A 23,334-nucleotide genomic window follows, 5' to 3' on the forward strand; every position below is an offset into this window, starting at 1 on the left:
TTACCCGCAGAGCGAGAAGCCAGTCAGCAGCGACAGCAGCGCGTCGGGCGTCAGGTAGCCTGCGAAGCTCCACGCGATGAGCGCGGCGAGCGCGAGCGACACCGATCCCACGCGCGCGATGCGGACCAGGCGGGCGCGACGGTCGCTGTGAGCCGTGCGGCCAACAGCGCGCGTGGCGTGCAGGGCGGTCGTCATGCGGGCTGCGCGATCGGCACGGCGAGCCGCGCGACGCGCTGGTCGTTGATCGGCAGGTGCAGCAGCCCGGCGACCACGCCGAGCGCGATCGAGCCGTACCACAGCAGGTCGTACGAGTGGGTCGTGTCGAACACGATGCCGCCGAGCCACACGCCGAAGAAGCTGCCGAGCTGGTGGCCGAAGAACACGAGGCCGAACAGCGTCGTGATGTAGCGCACGCCGAATACCTGCGACACCACGCCGTTCGTCAGCGGCACCGTGCCGAGCCAGATCAGCCCCATCACGAACGAGAAGATGTACAGGCTCGCCTGCGTGAGCGGCAGCAGCACGAACAGCGCCATCGCGGCCGAGCGGACGAAGTAGATGCCCGCCAGCAGGTACTTGCGCCGCATGAAGCCGCCCGCGTAGCCGCACAGGAACGTGCCGATGGTGTTCGCGAGCGCGATCGTCGCGAGCGCGATGCTCGCTTCGCGCGCGGTCATTCCCTTGTCGAGCAGGTAGGCCGGCATGTGCGCGGCGATGAACGCGAGCTGGAAGCCGCAGGCGAGGAAGCCGAGGTTCAGCAGCCAGAAGCCGCGGTGCGACAGCGCTTCCGCGATTGCCGCGCGGATCGTCTGGTCGTGGCCGCCTTCGGCGCTGTGGCCGACCGGGCGATCGCGCAGCCAGCCCGCCAGCGGCGCGGTGGCGAGCATCACGACGGCCAGCACGACGATTGCCGACACCCAGCCGAACGCGCCGATCATGCCTTGCGCGAGCGGCACCATGCAGAACTGGCCGAGCCCGCCGATCGTGCCGGCGATGCCGAGCGCCCAGCCGCGCTTGTCGGCCGCGAAGAGGCGCGACAGCGCGCCGTACACCGCGCCGAACGCAGTGCCCGACAGCGCGACGCCGACCATTACGCCGGTGCCGAGCGTGTAGACGCCGGTGGATGCCGCGTGCGCCATCACAACGAGGCCGAGCGCGTAGAGCACCGCGCCCGCGAAGATCACGCGCGCCGAGCCGAAGCGGTCGGCGATCATCCCGGTGAATGGCTGCGCGACGCCCCACAGCAGGTTCTGCAGCGCGAGCGCGAAGCCGAACGCTTCGCGCGACCAGCCGCGGTCGAGCGTGACGGGCAGCAGGAACAAGCCCTGCACGTTGCGTACGCCGAGCGCCGCGCCCATTACGATGCCGCCTGCTATTACGAGCAGCCAGCGACGCTTCCATGCCTCTTCTGGTCCGATCACCGTCGTCTCCTTCCCCTGTTGGATTCGTTCGCCCGCCGCATGGGTGCGGTGGTCGTGCGCCTATTAAAGACCCGGTGGGGGTGGGGGTTCAAGTGAGTCTTTGGGTGGGGTCGCATGCGTGGGGGGTATGTGAGGTGGGGGAGGGCGGTTCATCGCCAATGGCTGGCTCGCGAGCTTGCGTTGCCGGCTGCTTCTCGAGGGGACTTTCTTTGGGCGCGTGCAAGAGGCAAGGAGCGCCGATGGGCCGGGCCGAACAAGCGACGTCGCGATGCGGCCGACAAGGTGCGCTTCCGTAACAAAAAGACGGGTCTTTGCGGATTTCCGTGGATGTCGCTATCCGACCCGAAGGGGACACTCAAGCTTCTCGAAAGCGACCATTGAAGAGTGCGAATCAAGAGCCAAAATGTTGGCGTCGGCACTACTTGGTCCATGCGCCCGCGGTATCAGCTTGGGCCGCTGCCCGTTCTAAGGGGGCAAGTTAGCTTTTCGAGCTTGCTCGTCCGGGCATGGTCTTTTGATCACGCTCGCAGCGTCCGGAGCTTACCTGGCAGGGTGCTAGAATGTTTTAAATAACAAGGCTCAGTCATCCAGAATCCAAAATTCAGGCGAGAACTCACATGAACGTGGCGTTTGCGAAGTCGTTAAGCGACCAAACCTTGAGCGACGTAGTTTCACGAGAGGCTGTCCTATGGCTGACCGATCAAGACTTGGCAGATAACGATATCGAAAAAATATCGGCGCTTGCAAATCGCTCTTGGCGCGCCATATTTGTTGAATCGACATCCGACAAACTGGCCAGAGCGCTTGAGGGACAGGATCAAGAGCAGAGCACGATAACCAACTTTAGGCATGTCATTGCTAGCGATCCCTCCAGCATCGTTCTCCAGCGTCGAGCACAACCCGTTTTCTTTCTGAATGGACGGTCTGATAAGTCGGGCATAGAGGGTACATCCTTGTCCAAAGGTAGCACCCTCCGACGACGACTGAACATGATCGTCCGCTTGCGGGACATTGAACCTATACGAGTCGTAGTACTAGGCGAAAGTCCTGTTGCAGCCACCGATGAGTTGGCGGATCTCTGGTATTCGGAATTCCGTGCTTTACTCACAGTTGTTTGCGCGAATCGAAATGCTTCAGCCGATGTCGTAGGTCGTCTTGCAGAGGTGACAGATCTTGCGGCTATCGAATGGGTCGAACAGACGACCTACGATTTTGCTGAGACAGTCTCCGTACGTATTCGAGAATTAGTCGACGACACTGCTATCTTAGTATCAGTCCAAGTGCCGGGAGGTCGGGTCGTCAACCTTGATCTGACGGAAGCAGAGTCACAAGAGCTGCCGCTTTCGGACGCTTGCGAATTTATTCGTCTTCGCGACACGTTGCCCGTTAGCCCCCAAGATCTCAGCTTAGCTGAGTTTCAGAAATTCTTCGCTCGCTCGGAGGCAGTGTGGCGAGCGTATGCCGCAGGGTTACCTTGGACTCCAGATTTGGATCTGGAGAAAGCGTTCTTGTCGAAGCTTAGACGCCAGTTGGCTGAGCCTCCCGGGTCGGTCCAAGTTCTGTCGGTCGTGTCGGAACCAGGCGCGGGGGGGACCACGCAAGCGCGTGCCTTTGCATTCGCTGCAGCAAAAGCTGGATTCCCGCCCATTATTGTAAAACAACACTCTGACACCCCTAGTGCGCTCGAACTGACGAATTTTATGTTCCGCGCCACGCAAGCGCTCAGTGAGCGACTCGACGAGACGGTAACTGATACGGGGGGGCCGGTTTGGCTCATAGTGCTCGATGTCCAACACTCCGGGAGGGGGGCCGACGACCTGCAACGTCTGTGTGCAGAATTTAGCCGTAGTGGCAGAAGGGTTGCTATTCTAAAGATCAGCCGTTCCCAAGCACCTCTTTCGTTACCCGATGCTATATCTCACGAAGAAATTGCTTTCGTTGGTCACGACCTCGAAACTAATGATGTCACGGAGCTCGGCGCACATCTCAATACGTTTTTGCGCTATGTCGACAGGGCCAAGACAGCGGACGAATGGCAAAATTTCTGGCGAGCTCACGCTCCAGATATTGACGTCGGTTTTGCTAGCTTTTGGGTAGCACTAGAGTTTTGGCTAGCTGGTTACCTTGACCTCGGCGAATCTATCCAAAGTTGGCTGCTTCGGCAGTTTAAGAACCTCCCCGCTGAGCCACAAGTCAAGAAGGCTCTTTTGGAAGTTGCTGCTTTTTCAATCGAGCGCCGTGCTACGCCTGAACGACTGCTTGGAGATCTTGAGGTTCCTCGGCTCCCATGGTCAGTCGTGCTTGAGTCTGCGCGCGAAAACGCCCCAGGGCTGGGGCTTGTGCAAGCAGAAGCCGTCCCATATGGACGTGTATGCGCGATCACACATGATGTACTCGCCCGATATCTTGTCAACGCGGTTTGGAATGATCGGCTGTTGTGTGACGATCTCAATCTGGAAAAGGAGGTAGATCCAGTCGCTTTACGGCTTGCGCTAATTGAGCGCCTTTCTGGAAGATCGGCGATCGGAGAAGCCTTTGCTTTCAGTTTTGCTGTTGCACTAGCTACGGATGTCCTTAAGCTTGATGAACGCGTTGGCAACGCGGAGTTTTTTCCGCACTGGCGAAAGGTCCTCGACATCTTGGGAAAGATTCCGAGCTCCATTCGGCTCAACAGCCGCACGTTCAATCACCATGTAGCGATATCTCGTCGCCGTATAACACAGGACGAACTCTTTCAACTTACACCAGCGGAGAAGAGAGAGTTGTTGACGCAAGCAGTTGGAGAAGTGGAGTTCGCGTTGGAGCGGATCGATGCAAGCTTTGATGACGAGACTGATTTAAACCTCCTCAATACTTTGGCATTGCTCTATCAGGATCTTGCCCGAGTCGAGCGAGGCCCGGATGGCGACAAAGAGAAGCTAGCTGCCTATCTGGCAAAATCTGAGGAGATCACCAATCGAGCGCTGAAAGAAAATCCCAATAGCCCCTATGTGCTGGAAACAGCCGCAAAGAGTCTGCTGCGCCAACTCCTAGATATGGCCGATGAGCGTCGACGGGTGGAAGCGGCGGCGAAGGCGCTCTCATTTATCTTTCAAGCGTCACAGCTCGACTCCGCCGCTTCTCGACGGATGAGCCTAGGCTTTTTGGCGGGCGAGGCATTACGTGCACTAAGAGCGCCTGAGGCAGAGGACGCAGTGGAAAAACTCTGTCAATCTGGGAGTCCTTATGGTTACGTTGCCAAAGCGTGGCGCGCGCTACCAATAACCGGCGACGACGCATTGATTCTGGACTCAGTTGACTCAACTACTGCAGCAACGCTAGCGGCTCAACTAAACGAATCGCCCGAACGCGATTGGTTGCTCGTGCGCCTGCAGTATGACCTCATGGTCATTGCAACACCGAACGACTTTCAGGGACAACTTCGCTTGCTGGACGAGCTTTCGGCAACTAGGGGATATCAGCTTTCTCTTCAGCAGCGTTTAGAACGTGCGGTCCTTCTCTACATTGAAGGGCAACACAAGGCGGCGTCAGAAGAGTTTCGCACCCTACGACCTCGAATCAAGGAAGCACACGTAGTAGTTTCAGTTCCTCTGCGCTTGCGCTGGATGTTGGCACCGGATAGATCCCATCGAGCGACTTGTACTGCCCGTGTGGCGGATAGCGTCGGAGCGGCCCGAGGTATGGCGAAGGTTCAGGAACTGGGCAACACACTAGTACCGTTCAACGCGCAGGAATTCGACAAGGCTCGAATGGCGCCCGGGGAACAATTCAAGTGCCAAGTAACATTTGCAGCCATGGGACCATTTCTGAAGCCCCTAAATGTCAGCCACCGGTGAACTGCTATGCAGAATGTAGCTATTGGCTGCGATTGGATTGCGCAGCAGTGGGGCTGGCAACTGGCCCGCGCAAACGTAATGGTCGAAGGCGAGTCCGATGTACGCTACTTCCGCCTAGCATCTGATTTGAATGCGGATGCGACGGGGTTCAAACTTATCTCCGGCGATCTGTCTATCTTTGCGGCTGGCCAGGGCAATGATGGCGGCACCTATGGCATCGCCGAACGGTTTCCGACGCTTCACAATATCGCGTGCCTGGACCTTGATCTCCAAACCCAAAAGCGCAGATACCGTGTCATTGCACTCGTGGACGACGATGCGATGGGAAAACGAGTGGTTAGCGGAATCCAGGCAGGCAATAGATCAATCATCGAATACGAGCACCTCTTCAGGTTGCGTCGTATCATGCCGCGGCGAGCCGGCTCCACAGCTAAGCTCAAAGAGCACACCCTATCTTCCAACAGGGGGTTTAGCGACCTCGAATGCGTCATTGAAGACCTTCTGCCACTGGCGCTATGCACGGAATACGCCTCGTCGTTTCCACACCACCAACTGCTGAAGCCCAAAATTTGTGCATCTGGGCATCATGCTAAATGGACGGAAGACGGAAAGAGAGGGTTGCTGAAATATGCTCAACAGCATGCAACAGTTGCTGACCTAGCTCTCGTAATCGACGTCCTTAAGTCGTTGCGCAGCTACCTTGGTCTCCCGCCGGACGGGGAGCCGCGCTGACTCTTGGAACAGCATTCGAGCATTTTTGTCGACATCGATTGTTGACGATTTAACGGTAGGCGGTGATTGGCTGCTTCTGGCCGGACATGGCCGTTTGCCGATCAGCCAGATTGCAAGTTGGCTACGCAGTCATGGATTGCCTGCGCAAACTGTGGATTGGATTGACCTGCTCCCCGCGTTTAGTACGGTGACGGTGTAGAGTCCGTTCCAGAGAGGAACGGCAATGAAAAAGCGATTCACCGAAGAACAGATCATCGGCATCTTGAAGGAAGCCGAGGCTGGCTTGAAGCCAGCGGAGCTGTGCCGCAAGTACGGCATCTCGGAAGCGACCTACTACAACTGGAAAGCGAAGTTCGGCGGGATGACGGTCTCCGAAGCGCAGCGCCTGAAGGAACTGGAGCAGGAGAACAGCAAGCTCAAGCGTCTGTTGGCCGAATCGATGCTCGACAACGCCGCGCTGAAGGACCTGCTGGCTCGAAAGTAGCAAGCCCGCAGGCCAAGCGCGAAGCGGTCCGGATATTGATGACCGAACGTGCCATGGGTGTTACCCGGGCCTGCGGGCTGGTAGGGATTTCGCGCTCGCTGTTCCACTACGAATCACGCCGCCGAGTTGATGACGAAGCGCTGACTGGCCGGATGATGGCCATCGCCGCGCAGAAACGCCGATACGGCTATCGCCGGATTCACGTGTTGTTGCAGCGGGATGGCTGCTTCGCCAACCACAAGCGCATCTGGCGCCTGTACAGCAAGGCGGGACTGAGCGTGCGCAAGCGGCGACGCAAGCGTATTGCGGCTGTCGAGCGCACGCCGCTACCGTTACCAACAGGCCCGAATCAGAGCTGGTCGATGGACTTCGTTTCTGACGGGCTGGCCTATGGTCGGCGGTTTCGATGCCTGAACGTGGTCGACGACTACACGCGCGAGTGCTTGGCCATCGAGGTCGATACTTCATTGCCGGGCCTACGCGTGCAGCAAGTGCTCGAGCGGCTCAAGGAGATGCGAGGCTTACCCGCATCCATCACGGTCGACAACGGGCCGGAGTTCGCTGGTAAGGTGCTGGATGCATGGGCCAACGAAGCCGACGTCACGCTGTCGTTCATTCGGCCTGGCAAGCCGGTGGAGAATGCCTATATCGAGAGCTTCAACGGGCGGTTCCGCGACGAATGCCTGAACGAGCACTGGTTCGTCTCAATGCGCCACGCCAAGCAGCTGATTGAGGAATGGCGTATCGAGTACAACACCGAGCGGCCTCATAGTTCGCTCGGCTATCTGACGCCTGCGCAGTTCGCCCGGGCGCACGACGCGAAGCAGCAGTTTTTAACCTCGGACTCTAACTGCAGTTCGGACTAAAACCGGGGGCAGGTCAGGATAAATCGATACCGACACGCGCCAGCGAAAGCAACAATTGCTCGACGCCTTCAACGACCCCAACGATGCGCGCGTTTTCGACGGGGTCGCTATGACTAGGAAGCGACTCCGGCAAGTCGGATTCGATACTTGCGGTACCGTCCTCAACCCTAAGGTCGATTCCGAACGGCAGAAAAAACTCTCGATTTTTGTCCATATCTCCGAGCTCGACGTCTTCCGCAGCTGCATTGTCGACGAACTGGCCGCGGAGGTCGAGCGGCCGCTTCTGGCCGATTGCCGCCCGATGTGGCAGACCGCAGTCGACCCAGTGTGCCCGTTCGCCATATACCGCTAAACGGCCGCAATGCAGCGAATAGCGGACGCGACATTCCCACGACTTTTGGAGACCGGTGGCCGATCAGACCGACACCGTCCGGTGCAGTGGCCTTCTGGAATTGCACGATTCGGCTGCAGATCAAGGCCCGGCGTTCGCACGAGAACGTGATAACTCATGAAACCGTCACCAGTCGCAGCACGCGCTCGACGGGCCGGTATTCGAGGGAAACGACCATTCGCTCCGGATACCCGTCTGCCCTCGGGAATTCGAGCATGATGTTGAACTTGCTGAGCTGGTGCGTGGGCTCATCGACCCACTCCATGTTGTACAGGTAGCTCATCCGCAGTTTCTCGCGGATAGCCGCCTCCAGCTCCGCTTTGGTCAAGTCGGCGAGGCCAGCCTTCATCATTTTCCCAAGCTTCACGGTCTTCAGATACTTCTCGAATTTGTCGTCCTCGATGACAACTGCGAACTCATCGAGCGGGGCGATCTCGTTAGACATCGCTCGCAACGCGATTTCAAGATCGTCGTCCGACTCCTTTAGGAACATCTGCTCGGGCTTGTAGGACAAGAAGGTGTCGAAGTACATCGACTGAAGGCTCTTTAGCTGGAGGCCAAGGGCTGTGTAGTCATGGAGATGCAGGTTGCAGTTCTCGGTGTTCGGCCGGTCATCCTCATGTCCGAGGATGACGGTATTTCCCTGCTTGATCACCAGATTCACGAGATGCATCGACACGAATGTCTTGGCAAGGCTTGCATAGGTGCAAGGGACGTAGCCAAGGTAGGCTTTGTGTGCCCGTAGCTTGCTGTCGATGGCGGTGACGCTGCCCTCGGAAAGGTTGTTGACGTAGATGACGTAGCAGAAGCATGGATGCTTGAAGTTCAAGTCTTTGGAGACAATCGCTGAACGGCGAAGCAGCGCGCGTGCGATCTCGTCCCTGTCGTCGACCAACTCGCCGCCAAGAATGCTGTGCGTCGTTTTGCGGTCGAGCGCCTTGAACAGCGCGTCGGCGCATTCCACACCCGGAACGAACGTGTTCTCGCAGCGATGCTCGTCGAAAAGAAATGCCGCCTCGTGCTTCGTCGGCTGCGGCGTCAGCGCACTTCGGAGTGACGAGTAGTCGACACCCTTCGCGTGAAGGATCGTTAGGAAATCGATGTGAAAGCGCTGAATTTCATGGAAGGTGCGCGAATCAGTCCAGCCGTAGTGCTTCCGGATAACCGGGAGCAGCACGTTGCCGCGCGCGTTAAGTGTATGGATGCCAGCCATAACACGAGTACATATGAGGATTTCTGTGAATTTGATCAGTCAGTTCGGCACCGCGATCACCTCGATCGGTGACCGTGAACGCTGATCTTACAGCCAACCAATGACGGAAGCCGCTCGACTAGAGCCTTGCCCTCCGGCGTTTGTAAAGTAGCGCGACTGGTCCGGTCGCTCATGCTTCCCTCTCCATGCAGCGCACTACGCTTCCAGCCCGCCCAGCTAACCGGGGCCTACTCGACGAGTGCCTGCGCTGCGCTCCATGTTGCGTCGGCAGCGTCGATTACTTGCCGCAGCTCGGCGTCGGTCAGGTCGGTGTAGTGCGATGCCGTTACAACCGCTTGGCACAAAATGCTGACGGCTACATTCAGCAGGCTGGCAGTTAGCGCTTTCGGCGCTTCGACATGGTAGCGAAGCTCGAAACGGTCAGCATGACGCGCCAACAATGTTGTGAGTTGGTTATGTGCGAACGAGCAAAAGACGCGGTAGGCCACGTATGTAGACAAGATGTTTGCTCTCTTGAATCGCTGGTACACGTCGAGCTTGCCATAGCCCTTCGCTTCCAACTCATCGCGCACCGGTTCCGCATCGGCTTTCCATTTGGCCAATGTTTCCTGCGCGTCCGCGTTGCCCTGCATCTCGGGGTCCGCCGCATATTCAGTGAACAACACGACATCGGCACGCGCGTTGTCGTACCTGATCTGGTCGACGAATGCAGGGTCGCTTACTAGGTTCAGCAGATTCGCATGTCCCTCTAGCATTGAGCGTACCATGACTGGTGCATGGGACGAGAAGCCGCCCTCTATCAAGTGCAGGGTCGCCGCAAACTGTTCGGCGATAGTCAGACACAGCGTTGCAGCGACGCGATGTTCGCCACTATCCTGCACGCGCCCACGCAACAGCAGCTCATCGATCTGTGCCCTTATATCGTGCGCGGCCACAAGCATTGCGGGTATGTTCGGCATTGCGTTCCCTTCTCGCGCGTGGCGGACCCATTCGGCGTCAAATATACGCCGAACTTCGGTCATTCGATGAAACTAGTCGACTGTCCCTTGGTGGCCGATCGTCGACAGCTTGTCCCACGCTTCACGAAAATCCACGATGGGCCAAAAATTCCATACTGGAGCTGGCCGCTAGAAGGGGGCGATCGCCGCATCATTGCTCCTTGCGAACACGCCCAATATCAGCGTGAACGGTCCCTAACCAGCGGTCCCCTCGAACCGCACCCGCCTCACCACCCGATCTCGCACCGGTACACTGAACGTCAGCTTCACGAGCCACACGCCATCCATCTCCAGCGCGAGCCGCGCGCGATAGCGCCCCGGCTGGCTGTCGGGTGTCGCATCGACCGGCGTGATGTTGTGCGCCATCGGCATCGACGGCATGTCGGCCGTCACCGTGAAGCGCGCGCCGTCGACGGGCGCACGCGTGTGCGGATCGGCGAGGTCGATCGCGCAGTCGTACGCGTACGCGGCACCGGCCGGCTTGCACGCGATTCGCGCGTCGGGAGCGGCGGCGTGCGCGGCCGGCAGGGCGGTTGCCAGCACGACGAGCGTCGCCAGCGTACATGCACGGCGCAGCGACCGCCGGGCGGCGGTGGAATACGAAAGAATCATATTTGCTCCGATTGTCGCCGCGCTGCTCGACGGCGCAAGCGACGCGACAGCAGCTGCGGCGAAAGAGAGAAGGCGCGCAACACGCGCCGAATACGCGTCGCATACCACCCTCGCAGTTTCGCCACGAGCGCTTCGTCAATCATCCCGCGCGGCCGCACGACGAGAATCGCCGCAACAAGGCCACCGAACGCGATCATCCGATAGCCGTGGAACAGCCGGCTACCCTCGATCAATCCGAGATCCACGGCGACCCCCGCGAACGGCCCAATCGGCGCACCAAGCCCGCCGATCAACGCATACGACAGTCCGTGAATACCGAGCATCAGATCGAAGTTGTCCGGTTCGATATACGTATTGCAATGTGCATAAAGCGCGCCACCGACCGCCGCGATACCCCCCGCGATCGCCGCCGCGACGAGTTTCGTGCGCCGCACGTCGATGCCGAGCGCGGCGGCGAGCGCGGGATCTTCGCCGGTCATCCGCAGCGTGCGGCCGAAGCGCGTGCGCTCGAGCACGACGAGCCCGACAAGCACCAGCGCGAGCACGCCCCACACGACGAGCGCGACATCGCCGGGCGTCATCCCGTGCTCGAACACGTAACGAATCCCGGCAAAACCCTCCGCGCCGTTGGGCCCAACCAACTCGCCATCCGCGCCGACCCGCTGCACACGCACGACCGCCAGCGCTTGGCGCACCGTCTCGGCGGCCGCGAGCGTCGCGAGCGAGAAGCCGAGCGCGCGCAGCCGCAGCGTAAGCGCGCGCAATACAAACCCCGCCGCGATGCCGACCAAGGCGGCAAGCACAAGCGCTGCCGCGAGCGACCACCCACCAAGCACCGTCGCCGACGCCCCCGCATACGCACCGATCCCAAACAACGCCTGCTGCCCGAACGACAAATCGCCGCCAATCGCAAGCACATAAGCAGACAGCGCAAGAAACGCCAGCAGCCCAAAATTCGCAAGCAGTGTCACCGGCCACCCTCCGCGCGGTCAAGCAACGCGGCGTGCGCGCGGCGGCGGCGCGGCACCAGCGACGCAAGCCCACCAGGCCGCACGCACAGCACCGCGAACAACAGCAAGTTCGCGGCAAGATCGCGGTATTCGACGCCCACCCGCGCCTGCAACACGGTCTCCACCGCCCCAAGCGCAAGCCCACCCGCGATCGCACCCGGCAACGAGCCAAATCCGCCGAGTACCGCAGCGGCGAGCCCCTTCAGCGTCGCCCACATCGCGAACATCGCGCTCACCTGGCCCTGCATCCCGGCGATCAGACACCCACCGAGCGCGCCGAGCCCGGCCGCCAACGCGAACACGCGCGTCGACACGCGGCGCACGTCGATGCCCACGAAAGCGGCGGCCGCGCCATCGTCGACGATCGCGCGCACCGCAAGACCGAAGCGAGTCCGATGCAACAGCATCCAGCAGCCGAGCGTCGCGAGCGCCGCGCAGCCGAGCGCGATCGCATGATCGGCACGAAACGCGCCGGCCTGCCACGCGGCCGGCAACTGCGCGAACGGCGACGGGAACGGATTCGCGTGCGCGGGCAGCAGGTGCACGCCCGCGTCCTCGATCTGCATCCACACCGCGAAACTCGCCGCCATCGCAGTGACGCTCGCGCCGCCGCGATGCGGCGTGAAGCACAGGCGCTCGACGTACAAATTGACGACGAGCGTGGCCGCGACCGCGATCACCGGCGCGGCGAGGTACGCGGCGACGGGCGGCAGCGATTCGGTCAGCCGGATCGCGACATACAGCCCGAACATCACCGTCGCGCCATACGCGAGGTTCACGCGCCGCAGCACGCCGAACACGAGCGTGAAGCCCGTCGCGAGCAGTGCGTACGACGCACCGAGCGCGAGGGCGTCGAACGGCAGCGGGCTCACGTCAGCCCGCCGCGAGATCCGGTTCCGGCGACGCCGCGTCACCGAGATCATCACCCAGATACGCGCGGCCAACAGCCGGATCCGCAAGCACGCGCGCGGGCGTGCCATCCGCCAGCACGCGGCCGCGTTCAAGCACGACGATGCGTTCGGCAAGTCGCGCAACGAAGCCGATCCGATGCTCGACGAGCACGATCGCGACACCCAGCGCGCGCAGCGCGGCGAGCCGTTCCTGCAGCACCGCGAGTTCATCCGCGTCGAGCCCCGACGCCGGTTCGTCGACGAGCAAGAGCCGCGGGCGCTGCGCCAGCGCACGCGCCAGCTCGAGCCGGCGGCGTTCCGCGAAGGTCAGCGTAGCCGCCAGCACATGCCGCTTGTGCGCAAGCCCCGCGGACGCGAGCGCCGCATCGGCGGCGTCGCGCCCGGCCGCCGCGAGGTTGTCGCCGACCGACAGCCGCTCGAACACGCGCGGCTGCTGCGACGTCCACGCGATGCCGAGCGCGACGCGCCGCCATGCGGGCATGCGCGTCACGTCGGCGCCCGCGAAGCGGACCGTGCCGGCCGTCGGGCGCAGCGTGCCGGCGACGAGGCCGAGCGTCGTGCTCTTGCCGGAACCGTTCGGCCCGATCAGGCCGACCGTCTCGCCGGGTGCGATGTCGAGGTCGAGGCCGTCCACCGCGCGCACGTCGCCGAAACGGCACGCGACGCCGCGCAGCGCGACGAGCGGCTGCGTCACGGCAGGCGGGCCGGTTGTTCGACGTGTACGAGTTCGGTGCGTGGCGCGGGCCGTTCGATGACGTCCCACGCGTTGCGGCGCGCTTCGACGAGCACGAACGGCTTGACCGATTCGCGCTCCGGCGTGCGCTGCACGGTGCCGAGCAGGCCGTCGGCCGTCTTCATCGCGGCGAGCCCCGCGCGGATCTTCTCGCGGTCGGCCTGCACGGTGTCGGGCTTCGCGAGCACGCCGCGCGTCTCGATCGCGGTGCGGATCATGTAGAGGATTTCCCACGCGGCCATGCTGTGCAGGTCCGCGTAGCCGCCGAAGCGGGCGGTCTCGGCCGCGGCCTTCTGCGCGACCGGGTTGATCGTCGCGAAGCTGGTCGGGATCACGAGCCCTTCGGCCGCGGGCCCGCACACCTTCAGCAGCTCCGGCGTCGAGCTGCTCGTCAGGCCGACGAGTACCTTCGGCCGCACGCCCTGGCGCTGCATTTCCTTCAGCACGCCGCACGCCGAATACGGATGCGCGGAGATCGCGACGACGTCGGCGTTCGCGGCCTTGATCGCGCGCACCTGCTCGGCGAAGTTCGTGTCGTCGAGCAGCCAGCGCGTCTCGCCGAGCATCTCGAAGCCGGCCTCCTGCGCGCGCGGCTTCATCACCTGGTACCAGGTCTGGTTCGAGTGGACGAAGTTCTGCTCGACGCCGCCGTACACCGTGCGCGCATCCGGGTGCTCGCGCCGCACCCACGCGAACACGTCGTCGTACATCGCGTTCTCGTCGGGAATGTTGCGGAACGACCAGTCGGAGGTTTTCGCGAGACCGATCTTCATCGCGACGTCGGTGAAGACGGGCAACTGCAGGCCGGAATCGGTCGCGTCGCCGGCCTTTTTCTGCAGCGAGCCGAACACGGCCTGCACGACCGGCGAGCAGGTCGTGCCAACCGCGGCGAGCGTGTCGGTCCTGGCGAGGCGCCGCACGATGTCCACGCCTTCGGTCGGCTTGCAGTTGTCGTCGAGGTAGCTGATCTCGAGCCGGCCGCGGGTGCCGTCGCCGAGCTTCACGCCGCCGTCGCGGTTGATCTCGTCGGCCGCCGCGCGCAGCGCGGCCTCGCTGTTGACGCCGAACGGGCGCAGCACGCCCGAGGTTGCGCCAAAGCCGGTGATCCGGATCACGCGATCCGCGGCGGTGGCTGTTGCGGTGGCATTGCCGGCGAGCATCGCAAGCGCGATGGCGGCGGCAAACACTGGCTTGCGGGGTTTCATCGGGGCATTCCTCCTGAGGCGCGGCGTACGGATGCACGGCTCAGGAGGCCAGGCACGCCGCGTTGCGGTCGTTGGAACGCCGTCGATTTCACCCGCCGCTTTTGCCGGGGGCAACTACCATCTTTGGTAGTTGCGGGTGGCGGCGCGCGTCGCTCAGGCAGCAGGCGCGGGCGATGCAGCCGCGTCGTCGGACGCGGACGCGCGGGCCTCGTCGACGATCCAGTCGACCACCGCGCGCACGTCGTCGCGCAGCGTCTCGTCGGCATGGCATAGCCAGTACGCGTGGCCCGTCGCGCGGCCCGCGCCGGCTTCGCCGATCGCGGCGAGGCGGCCGTCCGCGAGCAGCGGCTCGACCAGCGCGCGGCGGCCGAGCGCGATCCCGCGGCCCGCGAGCGCCGCCTGGATCACCTGGTCGTACTGGTTGAAGCGCAGGATGCCGCGCGGGCGCAGCGCGTCGAGGCCGAGCGCGCTCAGGTGATCGGACCACTGCAGCAGCGGGCGGCGCGCGCCGTCGAATTCGAGCAGCACGTGGCGCGCGACGGTATCCGCGTCGAGCTTCGCGATGCCGAGCGACGGATGCGCGACCGGCACGATCACCTCGTCGAACAGGCGGATCGCGGCCGACGGCACGCCGCTCGTCGGCGCATAGCGGATCGACAGGTCGATGCCCTCGGTGCGCGCGTCGAGCACGCGGTCGGTTGCGGCAACCCGCAGGTCGATGTCGGGATGCAGGCGCTGCAGGTTGCCGAGGCGCGGCAGCAGCCACAGCGCCGACACGCCGATGCTCGCGGTGACCGTGACCGGCTGGCGCGACTTCGGATGGGTGAGCAGGTCGACGACTTCCTGCAACTGCTGGACCGCGCCGTCCGCCGCGCGAAACAGCCGCTCGCCTTCGGCGGTGAACGAGATCGCGCGGTAGCCGCGGTTCAGCAGCTTGACGCCGAGCGCTTCCTCGAGCGCGTTGACCTGGCGGCTGACCGCCGACTGGGTGAGGCACAGGTCCTGCGCCGCGAGCGTGATGCTCATGCGCCGGCCGACCGCGACGAAACCGCGGACCAGGTCGAGCGACGGAAGCCTGACGAGAGGGACTGCCATGCGCGCTCCTCATGCGAGTGATGCAAGAAGATTGATTGAGGGAATTCCCGCAGTCAAGTGAAATAGGCAGTGTGGCGCGTCCGCAAGGGACATCCGAGGCTTTACGGACGCGTCATGCATGACACTCGAGCATGTGGAGAACAAACAATGAGTGAGAAGGACGCACGCATGCCGGAGCCGGAACCGTTTGCCGTGACCGCGGCAGACGGTTATCCGATCAAGGGTTTCGTCTGGCGGCACCGCGCGGGGGCAGCGGACGACGAGCCGCGGCCCGTCGTGATCGTGAACGCGGCGACGTCCGTGCGCTGCCGCTACTACTTCCGGTTTGCGGGCTACCTGCACCGGCACGGCTACGACGCGATCGTGTACGACTACCGCGGCATCGGCGAATCGCGGCCCGCGCGGCTCGACCGGCTCGACGCGACCTGGCTCGACTGGGGCGAGCGCGATTTCGAGGCGGTGCTGCGCTACGCGCTGGCCGAATTCCCCGGCCAGCCGATCGACGTGGTCGCGCACAGCATCGGCGGCTTCGTCGCCGGTCTCGCGCCGTCGAACCACCTCGTGCGCCGCGTGTTCACGATGGGCGCGCAGTATGCGCACTGGCGCGACTACGCGCCGCGCAGCCGGCTCGCGATGCTGTGGAAATGGCACATCGTGATGCCGGTGCTGTCGGCGCTGTTCGGCTATTTCCCGGCCAAGCGCCTCGGCTGGATGGAGGACACGCCGAAAGGCGTCGCGCTGTCGTGGAGCCGCAGCCGGCCGGATTTCGAGGACACCTACCGGCGCGCGCCGATCGAACGCGACGATGCGCAGCGCCGCTCGCTGGTCCGGCGCTTCACCGCGATGCGCGCGCCGGTGCTCGCCGCGAGCGTCACCGACGATCCGTTCGGCACGATTCCGGCGATCGAGCGGCTGCTGCGGTATTTCACGCGCAGCCGGGTCGTGCATCTGCGAATCGGCCCGGACGCGATCGGCGTCGACAGCATCGGCCATTTCGCGTTCTTCCACAGCCGCTTCGAGTCGACGCTGTGGCCGATTCCGCTCGGCTGGCTGAAGACAGGCCAGCTCGCGCCGAAGACGCCCGGCTGGATCGTGTCCGAGCGCGACGCGCGCGGGCATGCCGACACGGAGCCGGTGGTCGAGCATCAGATCGTGCTGCTGTAAAGGGCGATCTGCCGTGGTTCCGTGCGTCGGCATGTGCGTCGCACGGCGGCGGTATCGAATGAGGAGCCGAAGCGATGCTGAGTCCGCATGAAATCGCCACGTTGATGGTGCTGGCCAGCACACCGGGCGGGCTTGAGCGGGAGCTGGCGGAGATCCGTTCGCTGCTCGGCCGAGGGCTGGTGCAACTCGACGCGACCGCGAGCGAAGCCACGCGCGTGCTGTTGTCGGTGCGCGGGCGGGAGGTCGTGGCCCGGCTGGCGGCGGTATTTCCCGCGCCGGGCTTCGGAATCTGAGGCGGGAGATAAAGCGGCGGGGGCGAGCGCGTCGCCCCCGCCGCGCGGATGGACTGCCGCTCAGTGGCTTGCCGCCTCCGACGCGCCGATGCCGGTTTCCGAACGGACCGTCTGCGCGTCGAAACCTGCCTGGTCGATGCGTGCGCGGGCCGACTGGTCGGTCACCGAGAACAGCCAGATGCCGGCGAAGCCGATCGCCATCGAGAACAGCGCGGGCGACGCATACGGGAACGGTGCGTGCGCGTAGTGGAACACGTCGACCCACACCGCCTTCGACAGGATCGTCAGCACCACTGCCGACAGCAGCCCGAGGAAGCCGCCGATGGTCGCGCCGCGCGTCGTGCAGCCGCGCCAGAGCACGGACATGAACAGTACCGGGAAGTTGGCGGAGGCCGCCACCGCGAACGCGAGCGACACCATGAACGCGATGTTCTGCTTCTCGAACACGATGCCGAGCACGACCGCGACGATGCCGAGCACGACCGTCGTGATGCGCGACACGCGCAGCTCGCTCGCGCTCGAGGCCTGGCCGCGCTTGAACACGGTGGCATAAAGGTCGTGCGACACCGCCGACGCGCCGGCGAGCGTGAGCCCCGCGACCACGGCGAGGATGGTCGCGAACGCGACGGCCGAGATGAAGCCGAGGAACACGTTGCCGCCGACCGCGCTCGCGAGGTGCACCGCGGCCATGTTGGCGCCGCCGAGCAGCTTGCCGCCCGCGTCCTTGAACACCGGGTTGGTGCTCACCAGCACGATCGCGCCGAAGCCGATGATGAAGGTGAGGATATAGAAGTAACCGATCCAGGTGGTCGCCCAGAACACCGACTTGCGTGCTTCCTTCGCATTCGGTACCGTGAAGAAGCGCATCAGGATGTGCGGCAGGCCGGCCGTGCCGAACATCAGCGCGATGCCGAACGAGATCGCCGAGATCGGGTCCTTGATGAAGTTGCCGGGGCCCATGATCGACGTCTTCTTCTCGTGCACCTCGACTGCCTTCGCGAACAGCGCCTCGGGGCTGAAGTTGAATTGCCAGAGCACCATGAACGCCATGAACGACGCGCCCGCGAGCAGCAGGCAGGCCTTGATGATCTGCACCCAGGTGGTGGCGGTCATGCCGCCGAACAGCACGTACACCATCATCAGCGCGCCGACGATCACCACCGCGATCCAGTATTCGAGGCCGAACAGCAGCTTGATGAGCTGACCCGCGCCGACCATCTGCGCGATCAGGTAGAACGCCACCACGACGAGCGTGCCCGACGCGGCGAACGCGCGCAGCGGGGTCTGCTTGAAGCGGTAGGCGGCCACGTCGGCGAACGTGAAGCGGCCGAGGTTGCGCAGCCGCTCGGCCATCAGGAACGTGATGATCGGCCAGCCGACCAGGAAGCCGATCGAGTAGATCAGGCCGTCATAGCCGTTCGCATAGACGGCGGCCGAGATGCCGAGGAACGACGCGGCGGACATGAAGTCGCCCGCGATCGCCAGGCCGTTCTGGAAGCCGGTGATGCCGCCGCCCGCCGTGTAGAACTCGGCGGCCGAGCGCGTCTTGCGCGCGGCCCATTTGGTGATGAAGAGCGTGGCGACCACGAACACGACGAACATGCAGATCGCGGTCCAGTTGGTCGCTTGCTTGACGGCCTGGCCGAGATCGCCGCCGGCGGCGAAGCTGCTGGCGGAGGCGACTGAAAGCGCGGCCGTTGCGGGAAGGTGCAGGCGTTTCATGCGGCCTCCCGCTTGATTCGGTCGGTCAGGTCGTCGTAGGTGCTGTTGGCGTGGCGCACGTAGAGGCCGGTGACCGCCACGGTGAAGACGATCACGAACAGGCCGATCGGCATGCCCCAGGTCGTCACGCCCGCGCCGAGCTTCGCGGCGAGCAAGTCCTTGTCGAACGCGATCAGCAGCACGTAGCCGTAGTAGATGACCAGCACGAGCGCCGTCAGCGTCCAGCCGAGCGTCGAGCGCTTGCGCACCAGTTCGCGGTAGGCCGTGCTCGACCTGATTTTCTCGACACGTTCGAGGTCCATTTTCGTCTCCTGCATAGATGTCTTCCTTTGCTTGCCTGGTGGAGCGCCGTCGTGCGGGCTGTGCCTGAACGGCTGGCGATCCACGTGGGTGTGGGCCCCCGGACAGGGATGGGGGCGAGGGCGCAAACAGGCAATCTTCGTGTGTTGTTGTTTCGATGCGCCCGTGAGTAAGGTAAAAGCGTCCGCTTACCGGGTTCTTACGCGCGGGGAAATCTTTGGGTGGGGTTTACGTGGGGGAATCGAGGGGGAGGGTGGTTGTTTTGTGAATGATCTTGTCGATTGTGTCTAATGCGCGTGGGCGGTACGGGCAGACATATATAGCGACGCCGTGTGTGGTTGTTGATACGCGGGGTGCGTGGTTCAATGAGGCACTTTTTTGTGATTGCCTGCCTTCATGTCTCTGTTTGAACCTGCCACGCTGACTACGGCCCGCCTCACGTTGCGACCGCTCAAGGAAGAAGATGCGCACGCACTGTTCGAGATCTGGTCGGACGCGGAGGCGATGCGCTATTTCTCAATTCCGGCGATGACTGGTCTGGATGAGGCGAGGGAACGGGTCGCGCGGAAGTTGACTACGGCTGTGGACGGAGCGGATTTCAACTGTGCGATCGAATCGCGCGCGACAGGTGAAGTGATCGGGGAGTGCGCGCTCTTTCACTTGAACGCGCAATGCCGGCGGGCGGAGATCGGCTTCAGCCTGAAGCGCCGGCATTGGGGAAGCGGGTATATGGGTGAGGCGGCTGGTGCGCTGGTTGAGCACGCGTTTGGCGCGATGAACCTGAATCGGCTTGAAGCGGATATCGATCCGCGCAATGTGGCGTCGGCGCGGGTGCTCGAACGGCTGGGGTTCGTGCGGGAAGGGTTGTTGCGGGAACGGTGGATCGTGGGGGATGAGGTTTCGGATAGTGCGCTTTATGGGTTGCTGGGGAGGGAGCGGAGAATCTAGGTGATCGGGCAGGCGGAAGCAAGGCTGCTGGGTTCGACTTGTTGAATGCGTAACCGTATTGACGTGATTTTTCAATCTTCGTTTGGAAAATGCGTCGTCGATTTTCGACAAGTGACTGAAGCCGACCGGTCCGTGGTGGTTCCTGCCGGGACTCGTATGTAGCGCGACGCTATGTCATGCATATAGCGCTTCGTTCGATGGTGGGATTTCGCGTGGTTACAGTGTCGATGGGGTATTTCAGTGGTTGTTGTCGACCCGGAGCGGCTAGTCAAGTCGCTGTATTTCCCGAGGACGAGTATTGAAGGGAAAACGGCCAATCTCATGCGTAGCGCTCATCATCTTGGCCAGCCAAGTTGCTTGATGCTTTCTACGCCCGTGAAAACAACAACGACGACCATGCTGCTCTCTCGATCAGATCGATGTATGCTTATTTTGATCAAATCAAATAATCAACGGGGTGTTCTCACATGGAAGCAATCGAATTCTTGGTTCAGGGCTCAGCGTCAATGCCTTATGACGTAATTTTCACGAGAGAAAACGGAGAGGTGACGGCGTTCTGCTCGTGTCCTGCTGGGGAAAAAGGTACCTACTGCAAGCATCGGTTGTCACTCTTGAGTGGAATTGCTAAAGATGTGATCGGCGACAATGCGGAACGCGTTTTGGACGTATTGTCTTGGCTGCCGGGATCGAAACTGGAAGCTTGCTTAGCCGACTTGAAAGCGGCTGAAGACGCGGTCGAAAGTGCCAAGCAAGCGGAGGCGCAAGCGAAAAGGAGGCTCGCCGCAGTGATGACAGGTCGAGATGGCAAGCCGGCCAAAGTAGCCGCGAAGGCGCCAGAGGTTGCTACACAATCCATCGAATTAATTTCAAATAAGCCAAGATCTAAGACGATTAGTCGAGGCCGGTATCCATTGGAATCGATTGATTTCTCCGATAGCAAGGGAAAGATCCACGGTTACGCCAAGGGATGGTATTTCTGGGTCCACTCCGCATTTCAAGACGCGCTTGATATTCGTTTCCTGGAATCGATAGATAAAGAGAAAACCGCTTCGTTGCGCGAAAAAATGTGTCTCGAGCTGTTTGGCATGACTCACTCCAATTTAAAGAAAAGCATTGAAATGAGTGGAAACAAGCTTTCATCCTCTGAGAAGCACAGGAAAATTATGGGGTTTTCGGTGTCTGATGGAGGAGTTTTGACCGAATCAGCAAATCCTCAGTACGAATTTCGCGTTACTGATGGCCTCGAAAGCAGGTCCGGAACATGGTACGTTCAGGTTGACCAAACAGCAGAAACAGATGGTGCCCCGGGCTCGATCGGTTTTAAGTTGTATTCGCGAAATTCTTCGTCAGGCGCAGATGAGACCGGCTGGAAGATGAGGACCTGGCTCTCTACTTCGCAGAATGAATTCGTTGAACTACTCCGCTCAGGACGTTGCGCGGTTATTGATTTGCACAACCATCCTGAATTCGAAAATGCGGCGACTATCGTCTCGAGCGATATGACTCACTCACCAGAAGCGCCGTCCAAGGTGACCGACGGAAACTGACCCGTTGATGGCTGTCGACATGATACTCCTCACTGACGGTTTGAGAAGTACACTGATCACTTGCTGGCTGATGTCTTAGCTAGAATGAGTTGATATAAACTGCGAGCCGAGATCAATAGGGGAAAGTTTTGATGCATTGGGTTAACTGCGCGAGAGAAGTATCTATATTCTTCGGTATCGTGTCTGCTGCAAGTTGGCTGCGAGCAAGCCTTGCGAAGGTACGTTCCTGATAACTGAGACGACTCAGTATCAGAGCCGCCTGTACGGTCTGTGGATGTGGGGCCTGACGCATCCCGATGAAAATGGCGATCGACTTACGATTTCCAAGGCTTTGGATCAGTTGATGCCGGAGGCGGAGGATCTGTTGAAGAAGTTCGTTTCCAATGGTCAGCCATACGACAGTTCTTCCCACAGGAATCAATACGACGATGCCGTGGGTCAGATTGCCCCGAAACAAGGAGGTATCCGGAATTCCGTGTGTGAGGCGGGGTTGAGATTCAGACTCCAATGTTGAATCGTTCCGGGTAAAGCAGTGCGAACTGCGTCATCGCACTCTTCCAATCGTGCCGGGAGCCGGTCCATTTGGCCACGACGTTGCGCAGCGCCAGCCAGATCAGTTTGAGCGCGGCCTCGTCCGACGGGAAGTGGCCGCGCGCCTTGATGATCTTCCGAAGCTGCATGTGCAGCGACTCGATCGCGTTGGTCGTATATACAATTTTCCGGATATCCGGCGCGAAGGCGTAGAACGGAATCACCTGATCCCAGGCCCGGCGCCAGAGCGCGGCAATCGGAGGGTATTTCGTACCCCACGGGCTCGTATCGAACGCGTCCAGCGCCACGGCGGCCGCTTCGGCCGACGGTGCCCGATAGACCTCCTTGAGCGCCGCTGCGACCGATTTCCTGTCTTTCCAGCTGGCGAAGTCCAGCGAGTTCCGGATCAGATGCACGATGCAGGTCTGGACCGTCGTTTCCGGGAACACCGTGTTGATCGCTTCCGGGAAGCCCTTCAGGCCGTCGACCACGGCAATCAGGATGTCCTGCACGCCACGCAGTTTCAGGTCGTTGACGACCCGCAGCCAGAACTTGGCGCCCTCGGTCTGCTCGATCCAAAGGCCCAGCACGTCGCGTGTGCCGTCGCGGCGCACGCCCAACGCCAGGTAGATCGCCTTGTTGCGCACGACGCCTTCGTCGCGGATCTTGACTCGCAAGGCGTCGAAGAACACGACCGGGTACATCGGCTCGAGCGGCCGCTGCTGCCATTCGCGCACTTCATCGATCACGGCATCGGTCACCGTACTGATGAAGTCCGGCGACACCTCGATGCCGTACATCTCCAGCAGGAAACCCTGAATCTCCCGCACGCTCATGCCGCGTGCGTACATCGCGATGATCTTGTCGTCGAAGCCGGTGAAGCGTCGCTCGCTCTTGGCGATCAGCACCGGATCGAAGGTGCCTTCGCGGTCGCGCGGAATCTCGACGTCGAGCAGGTCGTCATCGGTCGTGATGCGCTTGCGGCTGGTGCCGTTGCGGTGGTTCGTGCGGCCTGCCGGCTTGGCATCGCCCTTCTCGTAGCCGAGGTGGTGGGTCAGTTCGCCGCCCAGCGCGCGTTCGAAGATTGCCTTCTTGAGCGCCGCAAGCTGCTCGTTGATCGTCGCCCGATCCAGCGTGCCGGGTACCAGTTGCTTGATCAGTTCCGGGTCCAGGTTCAAGCCCTTGCCCGGTTCAATCGTCACTTCTTCCTTGCGTTTGCGTGGCATAACGTGGCTCCTTGGCCATCAGTTTATGCCTCACACACAAAAGATCGGATAGGCTCCGAAACAAAGGAAGAATGCGCATTCAAAGGCCCGTGATCT

Annotated in this window: 22 protein-coding genes; 7 read left to right on the plus strand and 15 right to left on the minus strand. The window is 61.8% G+C overall.

The window, feature by feature from the left end:
- Window positions 1–195 (minus strand): hypothetical protein, encoded by a 195-nt coding sequence (locus ABFO07_RS31745; protein WP_059883348.1) that lies wholly within the window; start codon window positions 193–195, stop codon window positions 1–3.
- On the minus strand, window positions 192–1,358 hold the full coding sequence (locus ABFO07_RS31750; protein WP_230941888.1) for an MFS transporter: 1,167 nt from the start codon (window positions 1,356–1,358) through the stop codon (window positions 192–194). The genes ABFO07_RS31745 and ABFO07_RS31750 overlap by 4 nt, the downstream gene beginning before the upstream one ends.
- A 680-nt stretch (window positions 1,359–2,038) precedes the next feature.
- Here ABFO07_RS31750 and ABFO07_RS31755 point away from each other — a divergent pair.
- The 3 genes from ABFO07_RS31755 to ABFO07_RS31765 all read left to right on the plus strand — a co-directional run bounded on the left by ABFO07_RS31755 (window position 2,039) and on the right by ABFO07_RS31765 (window position 7,339).
- Complete coding sequence (locus ABFO07_RS31755; RefSeq protein ID WP_124479405.1) at window positions 2,039–5,257, plus strand: hypothetical protein; 3,219 nt, start codon at window positions 2,039–2,041, stop codon at window positions 5,255–5,257.
- A gap of 6 nt (window positions 5,258–5,263) precedes the next feature.
- Window positions 5,264–5,989, plus strand: a complete 726-nt coding sequence (locus tag ABFO07_RS31760; protein ID WP_124479407.1) for a hypothetical protein — start codon at window positions 5,264–5,266, stop codon at window positions 5,987–5,989.
- 223 nt (window positions 5,990–6,212) lie between these two features.
- Window positions 6,213–7,339, plus strand: a protein-coding gene (locus tag ABFO07_RS31765; protein WP_347469891.1) for an IS3 family transposase whose coding sequence is annotated in 2 segments (ribosomal slippage) — window positions 6,213–6,453 and window positions 6,453–7,339 — 1,128 coding nt in all. Because the reading frame shifts where the segments join, the coding sequence is not laid out codon by codon here.
- Window positions 7,340–7,352: 13 nt separating this feature from the next.
- Here ABFO07_RS31765 and ABFO07_RS31770 read toward each other — a convergent pair.
- The 9 genes from ABFO07_RS31770 to ABFO07_RS31810 all read right to left on the minus strand — a co-directional run bounded on the left by ABFO07_RS31770 (window position 7,353) and on the right by ABFO07_RS31810 (window position 15,507).
- A complete protein-coding gene (locus tag ABFO07_RS31770) occupies window positions 7,353–7,553 on the minus strand; it encodes a hypothetical protein (RefSeq protein WP_347469892.1) in 201 nt (66 codons plus the stop codon).
- Window positions 7,554–7,845: 292 nt separating this feature from the next.
- On the minus strand, window positions 7,846–8,943 hold the full coding sequence (locus ABFO07_RS31775; protein ID WP_124479411.1) for a hypothetical protein: 1,098 nt from the start codon (window positions 8,941–8,943) through the stop codon (window positions 7,846–7,848).
- 227 nt (window positions 8,944–9,170) lie between these two features.
- Window positions 9,171–9,902, minus strand: coding sequence for a DUF5677 domain-containing protein (locus ABFO07_RS31780; RefSeq protein WP_347469893.1), 732 nt, complete (start codon window positions 9,900–9,902; stop codon window positions 9,171–9,173).
- 234 nt (window positions 9,903–10,136) lie between these two features.
- Entirely contained in the window at window positions 10,137–10,553 is a 417-nt protein-coding gene (locus tag ABFO07_RS31785; RefSeq protein ID WP_347469894.1) for a FixH family protein, read from the minus strand.
- Window positions 10,550–11,524, minus strand: coding sequence for a branched-chain amino acid ABC transporter permease (locus ABFO07_RS31790; protein ID WP_347469895.1), 975 nt, complete (start codon window positions 11,522–11,524; stop codon window positions 10,550–10,552). Before ABFO07_RS31790 ends, ABFO07_RS31785 begins: the two co-directional genes overlap by 4 nt.
- Window positions 11,521–12,435, minus strand: coding sequence for a branched-chain amino acid ABC transporter permease (locus ABFO07_RS31795; protein ID WP_347469896.1), 915 nt, complete (start codon window positions 12,433–12,435; stop codon window positions 11,521–11,523). Before ABFO07_RS31795 ends, ABFO07_RS31790 begins: the two co-directional genes overlap by 4 nt.
- A 1-nt stretch (window position 12,436) precedes the next feature.
- Window positions 12,437–13,168 carry an ABC transporter ATP-binding protein gene (locus tag ABFO07_RS31800; protein ID WP_059806438.1) on the minus strand — a complete coding sequence of 244 codons (732 nt, stop codon included), beginning with the start codon at window positions 13,166–13,168 and terminating at the stop codon, window positions 12,437–12,439.
- The gene (locus ABFO07_RS31805) at window positions 13,165–14,412 is read right to left on the minus strand and encodes an ABC transporter substrate-binding protein (protein ID WP_059883338.1); all 1,248 of its coding nucleotides are present in this window, start codon (window positions 14,410–14,412) and stop codon (window positions 13,165–13,167) included. Before ABFO07_RS31805 ends, ABFO07_RS31800 begins: the two co-directional genes overlap by 4 nt.
- A 153-nt stretch (window positions 14,413–14,565) precedes the next feature.
- Window positions 14,566–15,507, minus strand: coding sequence for a LysR substrate-binding domain-containing protein (locus ABFO07_RS31810; protein WP_059564907.1), 942 nt, complete (start codon window positions 15,505–15,507; stop codon window positions 14,566–14,568).
- 147 nt (window positions 15,508–15,654) lie between these two features.
- Here ABFO07_RS31810 and ABFO07_RS31815 point away from each other — a divergent pair, with 147 nt between their 5' ends.
- Together ABFO07_RS31815 and ABFO07_RS31820 are read left to right on the plus strand one after the other, a co-directional pair.
- Window positions 15,655–16,671 (plus strand): alpha/beta hydrolase family protein, encoded by a 1,017-nt coding sequence (locus ABFO07_RS31815; protein WP_059891372.1) that lies wholly within the window; start codon window positions 15,655–15,657, stop codon window positions 16,669–16,671.
- 74 nt (window positions 16,672–16,745) lie between these two features.
- The gene (locus tag ABFO07_RS31820) at window positions 16,746–16,964 is read left to right on the plus strand and encodes a hypothetical protein (RefSeq protein WP_059564905.1); all 219 of its coding nucleotides are present in this window, start codon (window positions 16,746–16,748) and stop codon (window positions 16,962–16,964) included.
- Between the two features lie 60 nt (window positions 16,965–17,024).
- Here ABFO07_RS31820 and ABFO07_RS31825 read toward each other — a convergent pair whose 3' ends face one another.
- Window positions 17,025–18,686, minus strand: a complete 1,662-nt coding sequence (locus ABFO07_RS31825) for a cation acetate symporter (RefSeq protein WP_059564904.1) — start codon at window positions 18,684–18,686, stop codon at window positions 17,025–17,027.
- Complete coding sequence (locus tag ABFO07_RS31830; protein WP_059564903.1) at window positions 18,683–18,988, minus strand: DUF485 domain-containing protein; 306 nt, start codon at window positions 18,986–18,988, stop codon at window positions 18,683–18,685. The genes ABFO07_RS31825 and ABFO07_RS31830 overlap by 4 nt, the downstream gene beginning before the upstream one ends.
- Window positions 18,989–19,382: 394 nt before the next feature.
- Between ABFO07_RS31830 and ABFO07_RS31835 the strand changes: the two genes are divergently transcribed.
- Entirely contained in the window at window positions 19,383–19,934 is a 552-nt protein-coding gene (locus ABFO07_RS31835; RefSeq protein WP_347469897.1) for a GNAT family N-acetyltransferase, read from the plus strand.
- 467 nt (window positions 19,935–20,401) lie between these two features.
- Window positions 20,402–21,481: an SWIM zinc finger family protein gene (locus ABFO07_RS31840; protein ID WP_347469898.1), complete on the plus strand. Its 1,080-nt coding sequence runs from the start codon at window positions 20,402–20,404 to the stop codon at window positions 21,479–21,481.
- A 112-nt stretch (window positions 21,482–21,593) separates the two neighbouring features.
- Here ABFO07_RS31840 and ABFO07_RS31845 read toward each other — a convergent pair whose 3' ends face one another.
- Window positions 21,594–21,938 carry a hypothetical protein gene (locus ABFO07_RS31845; protein ID WP_347469899.1) on the minus strand — a complete coding sequence of 115 codons (345 nt, stop codon included), beginning with the start codon at window positions 21,936–21,938 and terminating at the stop codon, window positions 21,594–21,596.
- Window positions 21,939–21,978: 40 nt separating this feature from the next.
- Window positions 21,979–23,238, minus strand: a complete 1,260-nt coding sequence (locus tag ABFO07_RS31850) for an IS256 family transposase (RefSeq protein ID WP_347469900.1) — start codon at window positions 23,236–23,238, stop codon at window positions 21,979–21,981.
- Window positions 23,239–23,334 lie beyond the last annotated feature (96 nt).

It is taken from the genome of Burkholderia stagnalis (assembly GCF_039848545.1).
In the GTDB taxonomy this organism is placed as follows: domain Bacteria; phylum Pseudomonadota; class Gammaproteobacteria; order Burkholderiales; family Burkholderiaceae; genus Burkholderia; species Burkholderia stagnalis.